Origin of the sequence: Methanosarcina barkeri 3 (genome assembly GCF_000970305.1) — an archaeon.
Classification (GTDB): Archaea; Halobacteriota; Methanosarcinia; order Methanosarcinales; family Methanosarcinaceae; genus Methanosarcina; species Methanosarcina barkeri_A.
The window spans coordinates 4,340,643-4,362,073 of the sequence record NZ_CP009517.1; the positions used below are offsets into that span (position 1 = coordinate 4,340,643).

A 21,431-nucleotide genomic window follows, 5' to 3' on the forward strand; every position below is an offset into this window, starting at 1 on the left:
GGAATGAACCCAAAAAATAGGGATGCAGGTAAATATACCTGCAACGGAAATTAAAACTTTTCAGCTAATTGTTTATGAGACAAATCAGACTAAACCGGACCTCTGAAGAGTCATAAGGTCTTCGGTAGTGAGTTTTGCTCCGCCCTTGAACTTTTCGAAGATGGATTTAGCATCCTTCTGAAGTTCGGACTTGACAACGCGGGATTTCCCTTCTTTGTCTTTCTTCTTGAGCTTGAAGATTTCTTTGTCAAGGTCCCGGATTTCCTTCTGGGCATTGATGAAAGCCTTATGCTGTTCGTCAGCTGCTTCCTGGGCTTTTACAAACTCTCTGTGGGCAACGTCAGACTCTGCCCTGGTTTTGTCAGCCTCTTTGAAAGCTGCAATCATCTTTTCATGATATTCCTGAGCCTGTCTGGCGTACTCGGCCAGTTCAGTATGGAATTCTGAAGCTTCATCTCGGATTTTCTGGGCTTCGTCCAGGAGATCCTTTAGTTCGGAGTTGCTCTCGAGCTGGACTTTTTTGACATGATACTGCTTTTGGAGCTGAGTGATCTTCCCAACGAGTTCCCTTTCCTTGCTTGTACTCAGGACTTCAGTCTGCTGGGCAAATTCAAGGCGATCAATATCTTTTCTCAGAGCTTTGATCGAAGGGCCACCCATATTGCTCTGCTTCCTGATGGAGTCAGCCTTTGAGAAAAGCTCGTTTGCCTTAGCATTAGTGTCATCGCGCTTATTCTTGTATTCGCTGACCTTTTCATTAATTTCATCCCTGAGGACTTTTAGTTCCTGGGCTTCATTAATAAGGTCTTTTGTCTTCTTGTTCAGGTCGTTACGCTTTGCAGCGAGTACACTGGCCTCTGCGTTTAAAGAATTCCTTTTTTCCTTGGCTTCCTCAGAAATGTCTTTCAAATCTGATCTTTTTTTCTGCAGTTCCTTTAGCATCTCTTATTGTGCCTCCCGATCCAGCAAAAAAGCTGGCATTTTAGTAGCTCTATTGTTCGATGTCGACATGCTGTGCCTGATTACAACATTGATAAGAAAGAGATTCAAGAACAGGGATAACGGCTTTAAGATCCTTTTTTATTATGACCACGTCCGCATATTCCCTCAGGATGGGCTTGGGATTGAAAGCTATGGCAAAACCTGCTCTCTCAAAGACACAGGCGTCGTTTGCGCCGTCCCCGACAACTACACATTGCTCTGGCCGAACCCCATTTAGTCGGGTGAGTTCTTCGAACACCTTTGCTTTGGAGTCGCTCTGTGTTATTGGGCCGACAACTTTGCCTGTAAGGCAGCCGTCTTCCACAAGCAGTTCGTTGGAAACAATGAAATCAATGCCAAGCATTTTGCCTATTGTATCGGCGCAGATAGTAAATCCACCGGAAATCATCGCAGTTTTATAGCCCCTACTTTTAACATAGAGGATAAGTTCTACCGCTCCCGGCATTAGATCTATCTTGTTTACCGCACTAAGGGCAGTTTCGATGGAAAGGCCCTCTAGAAGTCTGACCCTTTCAATAAGCGCTTGCTCAAAATCAAGATCTCCATACATCGCTTTCTTCGTAATCTCCTCTACTTTGCTTACAACACCTGCAGCCCTGGCGAGCTCATCGATAGTCTCAGCGTCTATAAGGGTGCTATCCATATCAAAAACAATCATTTTGTTTCCAGTAAAATTATGCATAGGACAGTTCACTCAATCAAAACCTGGACCTGAATAACTATTAGATATAGCGGGATAATTTCCCGAAAAAGGGCATGCTGCCTGGTGTACCTTCTTCAGGGGTACCCCTGCAATTTAATATAATACATTTGCCCTGACATTAAAAGCCCACCAACGGATAAAGTTTTCAAATTATAATACGGGTTCTGTGAAACAATACCACAAAACAACACATTGATGTCAACGTTTTTGAGTGAAATAAATCACATCCTTTTTAAGCTTTTCGGAGGGGCAGAGAAAGATATTGAATAATAATTATATATTCAATATATATTTATAAAATAAAGTTGACAAGGATATAACCTGCCAAAAGGATTATAAACCCATTAGGAATTCCATTATTGAAGAAATTGGTTAACACAGGATATTGAGAAAAATGGTCAACATAGGTTTTATAAAAATGGGCAACCTGGGAATGAGCCAGGTTATCAATTTGATTCAGGACGAAATTGCAGCAAGAGAAGGAATTACTGTACGCGTATTTGGTACAGGTGCCAAGATGAGCCCTGCCGAAGCTGCAGCTTCTGAAAGTTTTAAACAATGGAATGCAGATTTTGTGATAATTATTAGCCCTAACGCAGCAGCCCCGGGTCCCACTGCAGCTCGTGAGATATGGAAGGACGTTCCCTGCATTGTGGTCTCAGATGGTCCAACAAAGAAAGAAGCCAGAGAGACTCTTGAGAAGGACGGTTTTGGATACATCATCCTCCCAGTAGATCCTCTTATCGGAGCCAAGAGAGAGTTTCTTGACCCTGTAGAGATGGCATCCTTCAATTCCGACGCAATGAAAGTATTATCCGTTTGTGGTGTTGTGAGACTCATCCAGGAAGAACTGGACAAAGTAACAGACCAGGTTGCTGCCGGAAAATCAGGAAAAGACCTGGAGCTTCCACACATATTTGCAAAACCTGAAAAGTGCGTTGAGCATGCAGGCTTCGCAAACCCTTATGCAAAAGCAAAAGCTCTTGCTGCCCTTCACATGGCTGAAAAAGTAGCACAGGTTAACTTCCCCGCATGTTTCATGTTGAAAGAAATCGATCAGGTGTGCCTGACAGCTGCAGCCGGGCACGAAATAATGGGAGCCGCTGCACAGCTTGCAACACAGGCGAGAGAGATTGAAAAATCTAATGATACCGTGTTCAGGCAGCCCCATGCAAAGAACGGCACTCTTTTGAAGAAAGTAAAACTATACCAGAAGCCAGAGTAAGGCCGGAAAACCTTAAGGTTTGAACCGGAAGCTTAAATGGAGGAAAGAGTAATTCCCCCGAAAAAATAAGAGGGAACTAATCCTCCAATATCCATTTTTTTCAATTATGGAGTGTTGGTAATATTTTATATTATCCAAATATCAGGTAATACTCTATATTATCCAAATATCAGGTAATACTCTATATTATCCAAATGTCAGATAATACTCTATATTATCCAAATGTCGGTAATATTCCAATATATTATTCAAATGTCAGGTAATATTCCAATATATTATCCAAATGTCAGTAATCCTTCATGTTCAATTTTATCACCTGCGGTACGGTGAGTAGGACCTGCATGATTTGCCGCTATTAGACGGTAGAATTATTCCGGAGACTGCTAACTCTTTAGCTTAGCTATGGTTTACTTCTTAGCATCTTCAACTTCTTCGAGTACCGATGTATATTCCTGAAAAACAGATTGGAGATCTATAGTAGCCAGTATGTCCACAACTCCAAGAGCTGCAACAATTTCCCCGTCTTTCGAGTGAATAGGAGCAACAACCACATGTTTTCCTCTATACACGCCTTCTGTAGGAACTTTGTGGACAATTTTGTTTGTTTTCAATACTTCTTCGAGTACAGGCCCAGTATAGTCCCTGTCAAGGATTTGACCTTTTTCCAGACGAAGTCCTTTTCGCTTGAGACTGCGAATGGTTGTAGGAAGTCCGATTACCGAGTGTACTGCAACTGCTAGTGTCTCAAGGTCTTCAGACCCTGAATCTTCTGAGATTGTTAGGGTAGTAATTTTTTCACCCCCGTAATTACAGACCGGGAAGGGCACAAGGGAAGGACATAAAGGAAGAGCTTCTCAGAAGTGAAAAGCTGGACCCGACTTTCCGGCCATATTTAGAATATCTTTTTTCAAAGAATATATAATCACTCCTCATTTTCAAGGGCTTTTATAAATGCTTGTTTATGCAGTTCTCCTGACTCATGGATTCCCCCAATATCTCCGCGCGTCGCCCGACAGGGGTAATGCTGGATCAACAGCCCGGCTTTTGGAGGTGCGTCTTTTATCTCCAGTCCAACTATTTCCTTTGCCATATACCAGGTACTACCACATGGAGCACCTTTTATTACCTTGACATCGGTAATTTTTCCATCTTTTGTTTTTACCTTTAAGATCGGAGACCCAAAGAGTTCCGTAAACGGTCTGTTGAAAGCATTGGGTTCAAGACTACAGCAGATCTCATCTACCTCGATATCCATACCTGAAACTTCAGATATTTTTTTAAGTTCGGGAACTGAAGCTCTGGATGGCCCACCCGGTACTATAAGAGAACGAACACCGGCTTCTGCCGCAAGCTTTGCAATTGCGGATGTCAAATCCGGATGCAGAGAATAAGTAATTATAATTTCGGCAGAGAAAACATGTTTGTTGAAGTTAAGAGTTTCCAGAAATTCATCAGGCTCTTCGATGAATACAGGCACGAACTCAGGAAGATCAGCAGTTACGATTGAAAAATCACTGTGTTCCCTGACAGTCTCAATAAGACGGTGCCCGTACTTGCCCCGGGTAATTACTCCTATTACAGTCATACTATTCTAAGTTATTTTTTAATATTGCATAAATAGATGCTTATTTTGTCTGGAATTCGGTCACGACTCGCCATCTATACATGGAATTGGGACCTTATCACGAACTCGGAAAACCTTAGAATATAAATACAGATAACGCGTTTCACTAGAAACCTCTAAAGAAAAAGACGATAATTATGAGAGGAAAACTGATCACATTTGAGGGCATTGACGGCTCAGGCAAAAGCACAGTTGTAGAAAAACTTCAGAAGGACCCTGAAATTAAAGCCTTTAAACCAGTTTTTACCAGGGAACCAACAAGAGGCACTCTGACTGGAAATGCCGTGGAAAAAGCTATCCAGTCAGATACTGACCAGCTGGCCGAACTCTTCCTTTTTACAGCTGACCATGCCGAACATCTAGCAAAACTTATAAAGCCTGCACTTGAAAATGGAAAGATAGTAATTTCTGACCGTTATTCCGACAGTCGATATGCTTACCAGGGCATAACCTTGAAAACTCGCCTGGAAAACCCTCTTGAATGGATAAAGGATCTACACCGAGGCTGGACTGTTATTCCAGATTTAACCTTTCTCTTAGATATCAGGCCCGAAATCTCAATTGAACGCTGTGGGAAGAGAGGAGAACAAAGCAAGTTCGAGAAATTAGAATTTTTGCGAGGAGTCAGAGAGATTTTCCTCAAACTTGCAGCAGACGATCCAGAACGCTTTGTTATAATCGATGCTTCCTGTTTTCCTGAACATGTAGAAAAGGAAGTTGCAAAAAAATTACTGGAGTTCCTGAACAGGAACTGACCAGACGTAAGGATTGAACCGGAAAATTTCATTCAAAAGAAATGTCCTTTAAAGACTATTATTACCAGCAAAATTCTTTAAAGACCATTATCGTCAGCAAAATTCTTTAGAGACCATTATCATCAGCAAACTTGATCAGGGCTTCTCCTAACATCCTGACATGAGTGGGATTAAGGTTAAACCTGGATCTCTTTACGCCTCCCCGCTCCTTTGCAAGTTCGACATACTCTTTCTCGAAGCGGTCACTGTGTGCTAGGGAGATTGTCATGTACCAGCCTCCTCCCATCTTAATCTCCACATATCCATCCCCGCTTGTCTCCTCAGTGCTTTCTTCGATATTCTCTTCAGATATATCCTTCTTTACCATATGCAAACCTCATAATTTCGTGATTTTAAATGGAATCTATACTCTTTCTTAATACTAAAGTACTAGATTATATACAAGGCATATAGAACTGAAATAAAAGTGATTCTCAGGTTAATAGTTATTTTTATCATTCAATTTCATTTTACTGCCTGATTTTACTTTGAGTTATAGATTTTGTTTTTAATCATCAATGTTATTTTTCGTCATTAGATTTAAACCCTGAACTCAGCACGGCTGGAGGAACCATACCGGAGTGAATGGCAGTTGCGACCAGAGCTCCTTTTATTCCGAGCTTATCAAGAGTGAAGAGATCCTCCATGTCCTTGACACCCCCGGCAAGCAGCACATTGTGCCTGGAACATTCAACCAGTTTTCGAAGGAATTCAGGGTCAAAGCCTGAGGCTGTTCCAACCCTATCAAGGTCAAGGAAAATAAGGTCTTTTAAGGGTAAATCATTTAACAGTTTTACTATTTCAAAAGGAGACTCCGGAAGTTCAGGATCATTTTTCATGACCTTACCATGCTTTATATCAATGCTAACACTAATCCTTCCGGAGTTTCCATATGCTATGTCCTTTATTGCCGAAAGTGTACCAGTCTCTGTGCCTATAACGGCAGTTCCTGCAATAGAAAGAGATTTGTCCGCGTCCTTTGAAGACGATATTCCGAAATCAAGCATTGTGTCTGCCTTTAAGCTTACTTCACGAATCACTTCTACATTCGTTTCGAGAGACTCTTTGCCCTGAAGCACATTAAGGTCGGCAATATAGACTTCCTTTGGATGCAGGAGTTCCACTATTTCAACAGGATCCGAACTGCTACATACAGTACTTGTATCTGAAACCGGACGATATTTTTCCCTGACACCGCCCTTTGCAAGGACTACGCTACGGTTAAATATATCCATCACAAAAATTACGCGGAACATACTTATTCAATAGCTACATCATCCTATAAAAGAATATAAAATAAAGAATATTGTATAAAAAGAATAATATTCATAGTAAGATTTCAATTCAATGTTCAATTAGAGGATTTTTATGAAATTGCTTATAAGTCCAATCAATAAAGAGGAAGCAATAATTGCTTCCAGAGGCGGCGCAGACATTGTAGACGTCAAGAACCCGAAAGAAGGTTCCCTTGGTGCGAATTTCCCATGGGTAATAAGGGACGTAAAAGAAGCTGTAAAAGGCAGGCAGCCGATAAGCGCAACCATAGGAGATTTTAACTATAAACCAGGAACGGCTTCCCTCGCAGCATTCGGAGCAGCCGTTGCAGGAGCGGATTATATTAAAGTTGGCCTTTACGATATCCAGACTGAAGACCAGGCCTTTGAACTTATCACAAAAATAACACAGGCTGTAAAGGACTATGACTCAACAAAGAAAGTTGTTGCCTCAGGGTATTCGGACTACAAGCGTATCAATTCAATTTCTCCATTACTGCTTCCCTCAATCGCCGCAAAAGCTGGGGCAGATGTGGTGATGGTTGACACGGCAATTAAGGATGGGAAATCCACCTTCGAATTCATGGATGAGAAAGAACTTAAAAAATTCACGGATCTTGCCCATGGATGCGGACTTGAAAACGCGATTGCAGGTTCCCTGAAGTTTGAAGATCTTCCAGTGCTTGAGAGAATCGGACCGGATATCATCGGAGTCCGAGGCATGGTCTGTGGAGGGGATAGAACAACTGCGATCCGTCAGGAACTGGTAGAAAAGCTTGTGGCTGAATGCCAGGTTTAAAAAACTCTTTTTGATCTCGACTAAAATTTTATGCCGGCAGGTCATCAGGCAGGCCTGCCGAAAAAGAATTATAAATAAATAACTATTTTTGGTCTGATGTTTATTTTCGGACATGTTGGGATTACTCTGGGGATCTTTTATCTCCTGAGCCGCGTATTTTCAAAAAATAACTTCTGGGTAATGGTTCCATGGATTGCATTCGGAGCGCTCCTGCCAGATTTTATCGACAAACCTCTTGGCAGGATAATTCTTGCTGAAACAATAGGAAGCGGGAGAATTTTTGCCCATACTCTACTTTTTAGCCTTTTGCTGGGCCTAACAGGGTATTATTTATATAACAAGGGTAAATCTGAACTCCTGATTATTGCAGGAGCATCTTTTTGCCACATTTTTGAAGATCAGATATGGAATAGCCCTGAAGTATTTTTCTGGCCATTTCTGGGTTGGGAATTTCCTAAAGACACCATTTCAGCAAGTTTTATTGAGTATCTTATGATAATTCTTAGCAGATCGTACGACCTCGGATTTACAGACGTTTTTATTTCAGAGATCGTCGGAATGATTATAATTGTCCTTCTTACTGGTAAATACATTAGCGAAAAGAGAAAGATAATTCGTAATCGATAAAAGGAGAAAAATTCAAACCTCTAAAGATAATTCAAATCTTGAAAAACTGGAAGTTACCTTCTTAAGAGACCTGACCTCCAGACAAAACTGATAGGGTTCACGGGATATGTTCATAAATTTCTATGTTAAGGGAATCATAGATCTTATGAGCAGGACAAACAGCTTGGGCCTTGAGGGAGTTTTCTCCCTTAGAAACTGAGGTTTCATTGGATTTCTGCGCCCTAGCAGCCTCAGCAAAAGTGGTTCCTACAATATAGAAAGGCTCTTTTTCTGCTGCTTTTTCTACATATGTTCCTTCTTTAGAATCATTTTTAGAGGCATAAAGAGGATTTTGGGAAACCTTAGCAAGTCCAGCAGGGCTTATGATTCCAGACTGAGTGATTATTCCATCCTTATCTGTGCAAGACATAATATATGGATAATTTTCACTCACGCCGGATAACCACTGAATCCCACCTGCCTCATTTTCCGAAATTGCTTCAGAAACTCCACCTGTATACGGAGAACTGAAGCAGGTGAAGAATCCCAGTGTCCAGAGAAGACAAAGGATCAGCACCGCAGAGCCAAGGCCAAGAGTATATCCTTTCCTAAGGAAAATAACGTAAAGAGAATACCCTAATAAAGGAATCTGGGCAAAAATAATGAAGCTTAAATTTTCAAACTTATCTAGAGGATAAGAAATGAAGGGGTTTAAAAGGAAAGCAAATTCCAGGAAAAAGGTTACTATATAGAGAACCAGGAAACGGGGGTATCTACGAACAAAATGGTGACAAAATCTTTTACGATTCTGCCATACAATTACGGAATTAATCAGGATGAAAATCAAAGGAATGTAGTATTTGCCATAGTAGAGATTCAAGAGATGCACAAATTCAAAAAATCCGTTTTCAGTTGACGGAAACGTGGAAAAGCCTACATTGACTAGCATTTTAGCGCGCAGGATAAGGTTTGAACTAGATATATTAAAGAACTGAAGAATATATTTCGCACAAATCAGGAAGCCTATCGAGGTAATTGACAGGAAGACAAACATGGGCATTTTTCTTCCTGCAGGGTGGGAGGCATTAGAGAAGAAAGAATTGAGACTTAGAGTTTCATGGAGAAATCCGGGCTTTAGTATTTTGCTCGAGAAAGCCAGGAACAGGGAGAAACAGGCAAGATATGCAAAAATAAAAGGATGAGCTAAAGGAATTAAAGGTATCATGAAAAGAAGGCAAACAGCCATTGCCCTGTTTTTGTCCGAAATTGCACTTCTTAACACAAGAAGGTATAGAGGGATCAGGCAAAAGCAAAGATAATAAGGAATCGCTGAGGTCTGAAAATGGCCAAAATATGGAATAAGAGAGGAGAGAAAAGCTGTTAAAACTAATTTTTCTCTGCTCATGAAAAGCCGATAGAACAGAAACATGCCAGTAATAAATATTATTGAAAAAAATACTGGCAAGAAGTACGAAAGTGCCGATGTTTCCAGGCCTGAAACCTGAGCCAGGGCTGAAACGAACAGAGGACCTGTGGGAGAAAGATTGGAAAAGCCCGAGAGTTTACAACCCTGTCCTGCAAGCCCGAGATACGAAAATGCATCTCCTCTACCTATTGAAACATAGCCAAGCATGTGAGGAGTTATCAGTACTATAGTATGAACAAGAAACAGTATAAGAACTGCACTCATTTTTCTATATGCGAGTAGTAGAACACAGGCTGAAATGTAGCAAAGAAGTAGAGTAAGATAAAAGTGAAAAGGAAGCTGTTCATAGATATCGACTGTATACCCTTCAGGCTGAATTCCCTTGAGAATAAAAAGACTGTAAACTAGTAGTAATAGAGAGATTGATGTTATAAGGTTTAATATGTTATTAGTGGTTTTAGACAATGTGTCCCCCGTCCTTTTTGAAAATTACAGAGTCCAGTTTTCGCACCTAAATATGATATCCCTGAAAACTTGGTTTTACTCTTAAAGAGTTTTTGCAGGTAGCACACAGGATCAAAAACTTTCGTTCTTAAGATTTCGTTTGTTTCTCCTCTTATCGTATTCTTCATATATTCAATCGGCCCAACAAATAATTAATGGTTGTGCCTTAAGCGCAGTTTGATATACTGCCTTAACCTAATTAATGTTTTGATGAGTTAAAATTATTCAACAATTAAAGGCTTTCGCGTACTATACTTCTTTCCAGAAACCTTAGTATTTCTGTCATAGCAATTTGCAATATATTTACATATATTCTTCCTGAATACACACATTTTCAATATATTTACGCATATCCTTCCTGAGTACATATATTTACAGTATATTTACGTATATCTTTCCTGAGTACACATCCTGCGAATACTATATTCAGTTTTGGCCTTACGGAATGAACATCATTTATTAGATTTATTTGTTATTCCTGCCAACATTTACATGCCCTAAATCAGTCCTCCATAAGAAACTATGCATTTAAGATCGAAGTAACTAGATTATTTTCATGGAAAATAAATAAACTAGGAAATTTAGGAAGGATTATGCTATATAATCATACAATTAGATTATAAATAAACCGGTTTGAAGTAATCCTTAAATATTAGCCTTCAAGAAGTAAATATTAAAATTATTATATCACTTCTCACTAATTGAAGAAATTAAACACGAAATAATGGGGTTTGAAATTATAGGTTGCCAAAACTTTTGATTATGATATAGAAGTAAATTTTAAAGTTCATTTTCTTGGTAATCTCTTAGGCACACTTTTTTAACATCACTCATGGATTTTAGAATGTGGCTAATTCTATGTTCTACAGGCTTTCCTTTCATGCACCAGTAAAATGGCCTGTTATTACCTACCGAAGGAAATTTAGTACAGGAAATATCAATTGGATGAAAATAAAAAATAGTATGTCCTCTTTTCAAACTCTGGATAAGCCCGTTTAATACCAGAGGAGCTCCAAGAAAGCGAAGTATTGGGCCGCCTGATGCAGGAATTTTAAGTACATTTTGATAATATGCCCAGGGAAATTCAATAAAGTTTCTATCATCACCTACCTCAAGCCCGTTCTCTATAGGGTAGTAAGGAAAAGATGAGACTGTCTTAAGGGATGAATCTGTTTTATTATAAAGAGAATTCACGGAAACTGAAGAATCATATTTGAATCCGATGTTTTCAAGTGAATCTAGCATCCAACCACCTACAAAGGCATTTGGTGCCCTGTAGCCTACTACCTTCTCTCCACCGACTTTTTCAAGAATTCTTTTTGCAAGCAATGTTTTCTGTTCAAACTCTTCATTACTCATTAATGGCTCCTTTGTCTCAGGATCAATTTTACAGGCATGATGCAGACCATGACATGCAATTTCATGCCCTCTTTCCGCAATTGACTCGACTAGTCCTGGATAGTGTTCGACAATATCCGCGACTACAAAGAAAGTAGCAGTTATATTGAACTCATCGAGAATATCCAGTGACCTTTTTGTAGGTTCAGTCAGGTAATCGTACCTGCCCTCCCATTTTTCAAAAAACTCATTAACAGTCCTATAAACCGCATAAGGAGAACTGCAGACTGAAGGAATATGATACCAATCTTCAATATCCACTGTAACTGAAAAACTCCCCCTCATGAGACCCCGCCACGCGACCAAATGCGCTTACAATTACATAACAAATTTCTGACTTTATAGTGAAACTACATGCGAATGGGAATAAATGAGAGTTCCACTTTAGAAAAAATTTGATATTTAGAAAAGGGAGATAAGAGTATAAAAAATTTTTTGATGAATCGATTAAAATAAAAAGTAAAGGATAATCTTGAAAGAAATTTTTGAACTTAACATTGTAAATATAATTATTAATTCAAAGGTACAGATAGATATAAATGAAGAATCAATAAACAGACTGTTTATTTTAGGGCCTCGAAAAATCATGAAATTTAATACGAAATATCTTATATATCCTAATTAATTACTTGAAAATGAAGGATGTTTCTTTTTTAGTATTTCCTGGTCATGTCAGAGTCCTACAGAGTAAGCTACAATGTAATATTGGTACTTAGGAGACGGTAAAAGTTGAAACCGGAACAAGTGTTACTATTTTGCAGGATTGTAGAAACAGCTAAGAACACATTAATAGACCTAACTCCCTTACATCTAAGAATAAACCAACTGTAAAAATTTATTAATTGATGATATTCACTCAAAAATCTTTTTTAATAAGCTTTAACTATTTCATATCAAAAATGTAGGCAGGACAATATTTATTTAATTATCAAACCAAGTGGAAGATAGAATGGAAAAACTTTCAAGTTATTCTGAAAATATTTTTTATTTTGCTCTAACATGTTATATAAATTGTTAGCTTATTTGACATGAAAGTTCTTTTTAGAGTAAGAGTGCGTTTTATAAGAACTACTTATATAGCTAGTTTTACTTCAACACAGATGAAATTACCTGGCGATTTTTAAATTCAATAACTTAGAACTAAATAAACTTAAAAATCCGGATTTTCCGTGAGTGGTTTAAATTAATATTTAATGTTTAAAAACCGTTCTAAAATTAAAACCCTTGAATTATATCCATGAAATTTGAGTGTCTGGAAGAATATAAATATTTTCAAAGGGATTTATGTAGCCCTGAAAAGATAACTTTTTTTAATCTTGAAGATTATAGTTCAATGTATTGGGGATTTGAAATGAGTGGAAAAAGGCTAATGTATAAGTGGGGAAACCGAAAAAAGTTACTGTTTCTTTGTATAATTTTTATAGCTCTAATCGCGAGTATAATCTTCATCTTATCAAAGCCATCCAATACAACAATTTATGTTGCTACTAATGGAAGTGGAAATTTTAACTGTGATGGAAGTGACGACCAGATAGAGATAAACAAAGCTCTTGCATATGTTGCAGAAAATCCAAAATTCACAACCGTCCATCTGGAAGGCCCCAATACCTACGTCATTTCGGACAGTATCTACATTGGAAATGAAACTATTCTAGAAGGAGATTCAACAGCTGTAATTAAGCTTGAAGATAAAGCGGATTGGCCTCTAGAAAAACCTATGATTACGCAAATGGATAGTGCCGGAAATCATGATATTAATATAAAGGGATTTGAGATTGACGGAAATCATGACAAAAATAATGGAAAAAGTAGAGGGAAAGGTTATCACAATTTGATCTATTTCCTTAACTGCGAGAACATACAGGTTCACAGTATGTATATGCATGACAGTCACGGAGATGGACTTAAAGTCGTAAAATGTTCAGGTATTAAGTTTTACAATAATAGGGCATATAAGTTAGGGCATGATGTTCTCTACGTCATCTATTCTTCGAATATAGAGGCCTGGAATAATGAAATAACGTGTAGAACAAATAGTGGTTTGAGAATTTACAACACAAACCATGTAAAATTCTATAACAATAAGATTGACTCAAAAGGAGAAGGTGGAGCAGGGATTGAAATCCAGAAAATTGGCCAGTCAACTACAATGAATGATATTGAAATCTACAATAACCTGCTATATAAGACGAACGCAGCAGGTATATGGATTACAGGTTATGGGCCAAAATATTCAAAAGACTCTGCAAAAGATATATTAATTTATCATAACAAATTTTATAAAACCGGAACTAGTAAAGGCGCGAGCTGGGCAGGAGGCATAGTGCTCAATGGTTTCCAAAATACAGTGATAGAAAATAATAAATTCGACGGATGCTATGGTGCTGCTATTGCCCATAAACAGGTTAATGACGAGTTTTCAGCTCCAGGTTCAGGCTACACAACCGTCGTGAGAAATAATATAATAATTAACACACAGTCTAGTCGTGCAGCTGGTGAAGGATATGCTATATACAACCAGCTAAAAAATACACATTCCTTTATCCTGGAAAACAACTGCCTTTCAGGCAACGTCGGTGGAAATTATATGGATGCAAGTTCCACCTCAGACGTTAAAGCTGACTCCGAACTTGCTGCAAAGTTGAACACCAATGGGTCTTTGGATAAGGATTTTCCCTGGAATGAAGCTATGTGTGCTGGACCACAGATGTCTTATGAAATAAACGAAAGTGTAGTCCAGACCGAACAGGAAGAAGGCTTTGCGACGAGTTTTAAAAGAGTTTTTTCGGAGTTTATAAGAACCTTGAAAAGATTCTTTTTGAGCCTTTCGATACAATATGAGAAAGTTGATAACCTTAAAACTGCTTTACCCTTGATTGCTTCTGATTAATAATTCCTGAAAAAATTCTGACATTTGGAAATTAAACCGGATTATATTTAGTGTTTAGGCTTATAGACCTCAATTGAGGGTTCTTGTATATCCGAGATGTATCGCTGTTAGAGCTCTTCTGCCTAATTTAACACAAACTTATAAGGAAAAACTGACTTTGCTTCTATCCTTGCAAACTTACGGACTATAGACCGTATAGTAATATTCTATTATTCTTATTTTATAACTCTTGCTCTGAGGGGTTACCTAGACTGAGTAAAGGAATAGTAAATAGAAAAGTTAGAATAAAAAACTAGAAGTTAAAAATGGATTCAAAGAGTAACGGATAAAAAGATATGAATTTAAAATAAAAAATTCAAAATAAAAATATGGAAGAATAATCTTCCAAGTCTTAACGAGCAAGTCCTACTCTTTCATTCCTTTTCTTCTCGACCTGCATATCGAAAAGCATTCCGAAAAGAAGCATCTGAAGACCCGTACCCAGTACGAGGAAACAAAGCAGAGGGTAGTAGGAAGGAAGAAAATTTTGTAACAAAATCTGCAAAAAGCCCCACAGTCCTAAAAGAACACCAGCAGGCAAGGCAACCATTCCAAGGAAATAAAATAGTACAAGTGGGTGGAAATCCAGTACTGTATATTTGACCCTCAGCCTCCATAAAAAACCTCTAAAGATCATGGGAGCTACTTTGCGAATAAACTTGCCGTAGTTAATCTTTGATCTCTCTCTACCGTACCGAGCAGGCATTACTACGTCCATTACTCTCATTCCAAAGGCATTAAGCTTGATCAACAGATCGTTACAATAACCATAATAAGGATAAACTGAATCCAGATCAATAACCTCGAGGGCCTGCCTGGAAATAGCTGTATATCCATTCTGAGGATCCATAACCTGCCAGTAACCACTACCTATTTTTGTGATGAAGCTGAGGAGAAGATTTCCAAAAGATCTCCATTTACTCATCCCGGTCATAAAATCGTCAGTAAGTAATCTATTGCCTTTTGTATAATCAGCCCTTCCCTCAATGATTGGGAAAATCAACCTGGGAAGCTGGGCAGGATCCATTTGATTGTCTCCGGCCATAACCGCAATGATGTCCATCTCATCTTTTAGGGCAAGTTTATACCCGTCAATAATTCCTGCACCTACTCCTTTGTTTATTTCATGGCGCAGATAAACGATTCTAGAGTCTCCGAACTTTTTTACAATTTCACCTGTTCGATCTATACTACCGTCATCGATCACATAAATTCGGTCCACATATTCAGGGATACCGCTTAGGGTCTCGCTTATAAGTAGTTCTTCATTATAAGCAGGCACGACAACTCCTATACGGGTGCTCTCAAGCTTCCTGAATATAGGGTCTACATCAAAACTAAGATAGTTAACATTAAGACCTTCAGTTTTTGCTGCAGAAAGCAAGGATTTTAAAGTTAAGTGATCTCTGCCTGAATTGATCTTCTGTAATGAGTTTGCAGTTATTGCAAGGAAACCTATTTTTTCTTTAAAAGTACTTTTCCCATTAAATAGCATTACTGTTTCTTGCTCACAAGAAATACGGCAGGGCCACGAACCCACTGATAGGTCAAATCCATGTCTTAAAGGCTCAAGGACATGAGAAAGCAAATCTATATCCTGCATGCATTCCGGATAGATAAGAACCGCAAGTTCAGAATCAAGAGATGCCTTGTAGAGAACATCAAGTAACGCCTCCTCCCCACCAGAGATAGGAACAACTCGTGCCCCCCCCAAAGCAGCTACTTCCATAGTTCGATCGGTAGAACCTTCATCAAGAACAAGTACACGATCCGCGTAACTTGCCGCAATCAAGACTTTGCTTCCAATGGAAGTTTCCTCGTTGTGAGCTGGAATTAAAATAGTAAATTCATGCCTGATCAACCTATCAGAAAGCTGAGATGGCGAAGATACTATGCTCATAGGATCAGAGATTAGAGAATTAAGACTAAGTGTAAGGGCTGAAAACAAACCCAATCCACCCCCCTATACATACGCATATGCTATAACCCCCTTTATCTGTATAAGTGGAAAAATATTAAAGGCTATCATACTAAAAATTATTAGATTAGGATATATATAAGGTTAACATCTGAGAAAAATAGTTCCGTAAAAATATAAATACGGAAAAAATTTTCTTACAAAAAATCTGTATGAATAAAATAAAAAAACTAATCGACTGGCAAGATCTCTTTATTTCATGAAAAAGAGGCTTGAAGAACTAGTAAATAAAGAAAAAGAATCGAATAATAATCTAATATGGAAGAGCAAAGTTTACAACTTGATCAAGTGTTCAAATAGGCACTAACATACTCTTTTAGTGCAATATTATAAGTTTAGCAAGAGTTTGACTAGTATATTGAGAAGGTTAGTGTCATATAGTATAGCAGGAGTTTGATGTTATACCTGCAAATTATAAATTTCCAATCTCGGATAAGCCGGAACTTGCTGAACGACTTTCCAGATGACAGCTACAATCAGTAACAAGGTCAGGAAATACTTAGTGACTCAAAATATCAACAGGCAAGTAGGTAAAATATTATAATAGTGATTAAACACAGAATAAATAATTTTAATCTTATACTAAAACATACATTCCAAGGATATTTAGTTATATAATGAAAAGACATTGTAAAATGATCAAAAATGTAATGAAACTGTAATATTTCTGTTTATTAAAAAAGCTTGGAGTATTTCTCCGATTCTGTTGTTACTTTCTTAGAGCAAAAAGTCAACATTTCTCATTTTTTATTTGAAGTATATAAAGTCTGTGAAAAAGTGAGTTCGAAGTTCCAGTAGATACGGGTTAACATGATAAGCCATATAGATATTCCTGAATGAGAAAGAAAAGTAGTAACTGAACCAAATATTTAATAAAGATGGAGATCCAAAAAGTATGATTAAGGGGATACTTTGATCAAAAAAGTGAGACAAAATAAAGAGATGTGGGATCTGTTTACTAAAAGAGAAGAGTACGACCCTGTTCTTATAGAGAAATACGAGAGCTTTTCCTATTACATTAATGGTCAAAAAAATAGTTTTGAGTCTGAAGTCCCGAGCTTTTTAGCAAAAAATGGCATGAATCCCGAATGTCCCAAAAGAAAGAAATTTGTTGCATGCCTCACTTATGACATTAATTTTGTATGTCTCTGGGCACTGAATACTGCATCCAGAAATTTAAAAGCTCTCAAAAAGGGACACTTTCTACGGACCTCTACCTTTTCATCTTCAAGAGTAAAAAAAGTCAGGAGCCTTATATGGAGTATCAGGCAAATTATAGAATTGGAAGATAATTACGGAATAAAATTCACTTTTTATTTTCGGACCCTTGGTTCGGGTAACGAAGACCATACATTCAACATTGAAGAACTGGAAGGAGAACTTTGTCATATTTCGGATCAAGGATTCTTGACTTCAATCAGGCATGGAGGCTTAAGGAAAAGCTCATTGATAAAGTTGAGTGCTATAGAGTCTTACTTACGTTTCTTTGGCACAATTTAGATTAGAAAAACTATAAAGTTTATTGTGTTGTGGGGTTGTATGGAAACTGCAAAAGGATACGCTGAGAGATTCACAACTAATCTTGATGTGATTTTCAGCGTAATGGGATTCGGTTTAGGGCTATTAATTGTTTCCTTGTACTATATCATCAACCTAAACCAGGAAGATATTGGAATTACCGTTCTTTCCGCCTGTTTGATCTACTTTGTATTTAGAAATAAATTTAAGAGTGAGGCCGCAATCTCTTCCCAAGAAAACAGGTTTAAAAGTATACTGGGTATCTCGTTTTATCTCATTTTTCTGGCATGTGTTTTTATATATAGCACGAATCTGTACTACAGGCCCATATCTTCCTTTATATTGATATGTATTCTTGCAGCCGTTATCGCCTCCCAGATTCTTTATGTTAGAGAAGGAGACGGAGTGACCTCCTTACTATTGCAAATATTCCTGCTATCAATTCTTATAAGAGTTGGAATTTTTTATAATTTCCCAAGTCTAATGGGCTATGATGCTTATTTCCATGCTAGTATGGCACGGGCAGTTACTGATACCGGGTTTGTTGCTCCGATTGAAACGAGCGGTAAGTACTTTTACTACCCGCTTTTTCATATTTTTATCTCAATAATTCAGATAATAGGCGAAACCGATATCAAAGACGCAATATTTTATTCCATAGGATTTGCCAGCGTTTTAAGTACAGTAGGCGTTTACCTTGTAGGAAAGAAACTTGAGGGTGTTCAGATGGGGTTGCTGGCTACTTTACTAATAAACTTAAACAATCATAATATCGTTGCAGGAATTACAAATATAACTCCTGGTTCTCTTGTTCTTTGCTACTTTATATTCATTGTATACGCGATCTTTAGCGATAAACAGAGCTTGAGATATACAGCAGTTGTCCTGTTAATTACTATTCTAATGGTTCTGACTCATCAGTTGACAACTTTTGTAGTATTTCTTTCTTTAGTCTCAATTTGCGTAGGTAAATATCTGCATAATCGTGTATATAAGAGTTATTTCACGAAAGCAAATAGTTTTAATTATATACTTTTCTTTATAGTTAGTTTACAAACATACTGGATGTTCACATATGTTAATACAGATACTTCGTTTCTTGAAATGGTTCTCAGTCCTCTTATGGATGTCCTTCAAAGCGGATCAAGCTACTCAAGTACTGAACTTATTCTAGGTCCCGTATCTAATCAGGAAACACTGGAAACACTTCTACTTCATATAAGCTACCTTGCTCTACCTTTTTTCGCAATAGGAGGGGTATTAGCATGGTTTTCTCGCGAAAATGTCAAAAAAATCAATAAATTTTCTATTGCCTTAGTTGTTATAATCCTGTATGGTCTTGCTTATGGAATCCCTTTACTGGGGATGAGGAATTTCCTTACAAGCCGATGGTTCCCATTGATAGCAGTGTTCCTGGTACTGGTATCTGCCTCATATATGTTGAAATTAGTAAGTCTTTTTAACTCAAAAAAAGCAAAGATCCCCATAATGTTCACAATAATTCTTCTATTTTCGTTTGTAATGGTTACAACACCAGGCATAAATAAAGACAACCCACTTGTGGCAAAGGACACAACCGTAAGAAACCAGTTCAAAAGTATTGAAATAGAAGCTATTAAAACAGTAACCGCCAAGTACTCCGGAAATATCCTTATGGACTCTCCATATGATAGTTGTCTCTTTTACAGAGACAGGGGATATGATTCCAGTAACGCAACATATTTTAACATTCAGCATATACAGACTGGAGAGATTGATGGCAATCCGGTTGTTTTGCTGAGAAAGTCAACTATTAAAGAACCTATCTCTATTAATGACCCTGAACGTTATGGAGTAAATATTATCCAGACATTGCCAGAGGGATTTTTCAACGGATTCAAAGCACATGATTACGCCCGAGTATATGATAACGAAGAGGTATTTGCTTATACAAAGGAAGAAAAAAGACCAGAAACTAAGAGACCATGATAGTCTCCGTTTACTTATTGCGAGATGAAAAAAAGCCCATATGTTGGGACTTATGTTTTAAAGTTGGAAGTAATTATGTCATCAAACTTTATTGGTAATGTATTAAAACTCGTATCAGGAAGTGTTGCTGCACAGATTTTGGGTATACTTCTTGTACCAATAGTCACTAGAATTTATAGCCCTGACGATATGGGAGTCTTTCAGCTTTTTGTAGCAGTATCAGGTATACTGGTAATTTTCTCTACTTTTTCATACCAGTTTGCTATTATGTTGCCAAAATCCGAAGAGGATTCTGCAAATGTATTTTTCCTTTCTTCAGTTTTAGTTACTTTTATATCTTTACTCGTAGCCGTAGCAGTGATAATCTTTCCAGAAGACATTGAGCATGTTATTGAGTATATATTTCATACTAAGGGATCCTCAAAATACTTAATCTATCTTCCTGCAATAGTATTCTTTAATGGCCTTTTTTTCGTGCAGAATTACTGGCTTTCAAGAAAACTACGTTTTGGAGTTGTTGCAGGATCTAGAGTGTTAAACGCTTTATCGACCAAACTACTTCAGTTAATTCCTTTCTGGACCGCATCACCTTTGGGTCTAATTGCAGGTTATACTCTCGGATATGGACTTGCAGATCTGGCTATGCTCAAAGGCGTAAGAGAGGACTTGAAGGTCTTCAGGAAAGTATCAGTAAAAAAAATGAAAGAGGTGGCTATTGAATACAAAAATTTTCCTTTATTTAGTTCATGGTCTACACTTTCAAACACAATTTCTCCGCAGGTGCCTACTTTCTTGCTTGCATACTTTTACAGCACAAGCGTTGTCGGATATTTCTCACTTGCGAATCAGGTAGTAAATATGCCCATGGGACTCATCGGGACAGCTATACAGCAGGTTTTCTTCCAGAAAATCAGTGAGGTGAAAAATGGGAACTCAAGTGGCGATATGAAAGCTATTGTAAGCGAAGTTTACAAAAAGCTAATTTTAATAGGAATATTCCCTATGATACTCCTATTGATCCTGGGAGAAGAAATATTTACATCTGCTTTCGGGAAAAACTGGTATGTAGCAGGCACTTATGTAAAGATCCTTGTGCCGTTTATATTTCTTGTTTTCCTTGCCTTACCCATTTCAACTCTCTACAGTGTGTTTGAAAAGCAAAAAGTCTGGTTTACTTACAGCACGGCTCTTTTAATCTCAAGGTTCGTAGCACTTGCCATTGGAGGAGTTTACGCAAAAAGTGCTGAGTTTTCCCTTTGCTTGTTTAGCTTCACAGGAGTTATATTCGCTCTATGGAATAATGCATACTTACTTAATCTTGTAGGAATTAGTAAAAGGGAAAGCCTGGAAATTCTCATTAAATATACAACAATTGGAGTAGTTATCTCAATCCCATTGGTTTTACTAGAAACACTCTCTGCGAATTTTTATCTCATTATGCTTGCAGCTATCATCATAACCCCTATCTATTATGGGATAGCTCTTCATGATGATCCTACGTTCAAGAAAATATTTTCATCCTTTCTTGTGAACATAAAAAATAGAACCTGAAAGGGTTTAATTCCCTTTTAGAAAAACCTTACTGAAAGTTGATCTCTGAAGAAATCACGTTTATAGAAGAAAAGCAGAATTTCAGTCAGAATAAACCAGGTAAAGACCATTAGAAAAATAATAAAAAAATAA

Annotated in this window: 17 protein-coding genes; 8 read left to right on the forward strand and 9 right to left on the reverse strand. The window is 37.7% G+C overall.

The genetic code is table 11. The features are described from left to right. Window positions 1-84 precede the first annotated feature (84 nt). Window positions 85-942: a coiled-coil protein gene (locus MSBR3_RS17780; protein WP_048109552.1), complete on the reverse strand. Its 858-nt coding sequence runs from the start codon at window positions 940-942 to the stop codon at window positions 85-87. Window positions 943-991: 49 nt separating this feature from the next. After that, window positions 992-1,684 (reverse strand): phosphoserine phosphatase SerB, encoded by a 693-nt coding sequence (serB, locus tag MSBR3_RS17785; RefSeq protein WP_196296976.1) that lies wholly within the window; start codon window positions 1,682-1,684, stop codon window positions 992-994. Window positions 1,685-2,099: 415 nt separating this feature from the next. Here serB and MSBR3_RS17790 point away from each other — a divergent pair, with 415 nt between their 5' ends. Then, window positions 2,100-2,930 (forward strand): F420-dependent methylenetetrahydromethanopterin dehydrogenase, encoded by an 831-nt coding sequence (locus MSBR3_RS17790; protein WP_048109558.1) that lies wholly within the window; start codon window positions 2,100-2,102, stop codon window positions 2,928-2,930. Between the two features lie 407 nt (window positions 2,931-3,337). Here the strand turns inward: MSBR3_RS17790 and MSBR3_RS17795 are convergent, their stop codons facing one another. Together MSBR3_RS17795 and MSBR3_RS17800 are read right to left on the reverse strand one after the other, a co-directional pair. Further along, window positions 3,338-3,757 (reverse strand): DUF2111 domain-containing protein, encoded by a 420-nt coding sequence (locus MSBR3_RS17795; RefSeq protein WP_048109559.1) that lies wholly within the window; start codon window positions 3,755-3,757, stop codon window positions 3,338-3,340. Window positions 3,758-3,852: 95 nt separating this feature from the next. After that, a complete protein-coding gene (locus tag MSBR3_RS17800; protein WP_048109561.1) occupies window positions 3,853-4,515 on the reverse strand; it encodes a DUF166 domain-containing protein in 663 nt (220 codons plus the stop codon). Between the two features lie 176 nt (window positions 4,516-4,691). Here MSBR3_RS17800 and tmk point away from each other — a divergent pair, with 176 nt between their 5' ends. Next, a complete protein-coding gene (tmk, locus tag MSBR3_RS17805; protein ID WP_048109563.1) occupies window positions 4,692-5,309 on the forward strand; it encodes a dTMP kinase in 618 nt (205 codons plus the stop codon). 106 nt (window positions 5,310-5,415) lie between these two features. Here the strand turns inward: tmk and MSBR3_RS17810 are convergent, their stop codons facing one another. Further along, window positions 5,416-5,676: a hypothetical protein gene (locus MSBR3_RS17810; protein ID WP_048109565.1), complete on the reverse strand. Its 261-nt coding sequence runs from the start codon at window positions 5,674-5,676 to the stop codon at window positions 5,416-5,418. 193 nt (window positions 5,677-5,869) lie between these two features. Further along, window positions 5,870-6,604: a HisA/HisF-related TIM barrel protein gene (locus tag MSBR3_RS17815; RefSeq protein ID WP_048109566.1), complete on the reverse strand. Its 735-nt coding sequence runs from the start codon at window positions 6,602-6,604 to the stop codon at window positions 5,870-5,872. 112 nt (window positions 6,605-6,716) lie between these two features. Between MSBR3_RS17815 and MSBR3_RS17820 the strand changes: the two genes are divergently transcribed. Both MSBR3_RS17820 and MSBR3_RS17825 read left to right on the forward strand, forming a co-directional pair. Further along, on the forward strand, window positions 6,717-7,421 hold the full coding sequence (locus MSBR3_RS17820) for a (5-formylfuran-3-yl)methyl phosphate synthase (protein ID WP_048109568.1): 705 nt from the start codon (window positions 6,717-6,719) through the stop codon (window positions 7,419-7,421). A 96-nt stretch (window positions 7,422-7,517) separates the two neighbouring features. After that, window positions 7,518-8,048, forward strand: a complete 531-nt coding sequence (locus MSBR3_RS17825; protein WP_048109570.1) for a metal-dependent hydrolase — start codon at window positions 7,518-7,520, stop codon at window positions 8,046-8,048. Window positions 8,049-8,145: 97 nt separating this feature from the next. Here MSBR3_RS17825 and MSBR3_RS17830 read toward each other — a convergent pair whose 3' ends face one another. Beyond that, window positions 8,146-9,918 (reverse strand): hypothetical protein, encoded by a 1,773-nt coding sequence (locus tag MSBR3_RS17830; protein WP_048109571.1) that lies wholly within the window; start codon window positions 9,916-9,918, stop codon window positions 8,146-8,148. Window positions 9,919-10,737: 819 nt separating this feature from the next. Next, entirely contained in the window at window positions 10,738-11,640 is a 903-nt protein-coding gene (locus tag MSBR3_RS17835; protein ID WP_048109572.1) for a polysaccharide deacetylase family protein, read from the reverse strand. Window positions 11,641-12,706: 1,066 nt separating this feature from the next. Here MSBR3_RS17835 and MSBR3_RS17840 point away from each other — a divergent pair. Then, complete coding sequence (locus tag MSBR3_RS17840; protein WP_080942364.1) at window positions 12,707-14,245, forward strand: right-handed parallel beta-helix repeat-containing protein; 1,539 nt, start codon at window positions 12,707-12,709, stop codon at window positions 14,243-14,245. Between the two features lie 391 nt (window positions 14,246-14,636). Here MSBR3_RS17840 and MSBR3_RS17845 read toward each other — a convergent pair whose 3' ends face one another. Further along, the gene (locus MSBR3_RS17845; RefSeq protein WP_230627605.1) at window positions 14,637-16,238 is read right to left on the reverse strand and encodes a glycosyltransferase family 2 protein; all 1,602 of its coding nucleotides are present in this window, start codon (window positions 16,236-16,238) and stop codon (window positions 14,637-14,639) included. Between the two features lie 936 nt (window positions 16,239-17,174). On the opposite strand from MSBR3_RS17845, the gene MSBR3_RS17850 reads away from it, so the two are divergent. From MSBR3_RS17850 to MSBR3_RS17860, 3 genes are read left to right on the forward strand one after another with little or no spacing between them, the layout of a single operon-like run. Beyond that, window positions 17,175-17,762 carry a hypothetical protein gene (locus MSBR3_RS17850; RefSeq protein ID WP_052723469.1) on the forward strand — a complete coding sequence of 196 codons (588 nt, stop codon included), beginning with the start codon at window positions 17,175-17,177 and terminating at the stop codon, window positions 17,760-17,762. A gap of 39 nt (window positions 17,763-17,801) precedes the next feature. Beyond that, window positions 17,802-19,748 (forward strand): hypothetical protein, encoded by a 1,947-nt coding sequence (locus tag MSBR3_RS17855; RefSeq protein WP_048109576.1) that lies wholly within the window; start codon window positions 17,802-17,804, stop codon window positions 19,746-19,748. 24 nt (window positions 19,749-19,772) lie between these two features. Further along, window positions 19,773-21,299, forward strand: a complete 1,527-nt coding sequence (locus tag MSBR3_RS17860) for a lipopolysaccharide biosynthesis protein (protein ID WP_080942365.1) — start codon at window positions 19,773-19,775, stop codon at window positions 21,297-21,299. Window positions 21,300-21,431: the final 132 nt, after the last annotated feature.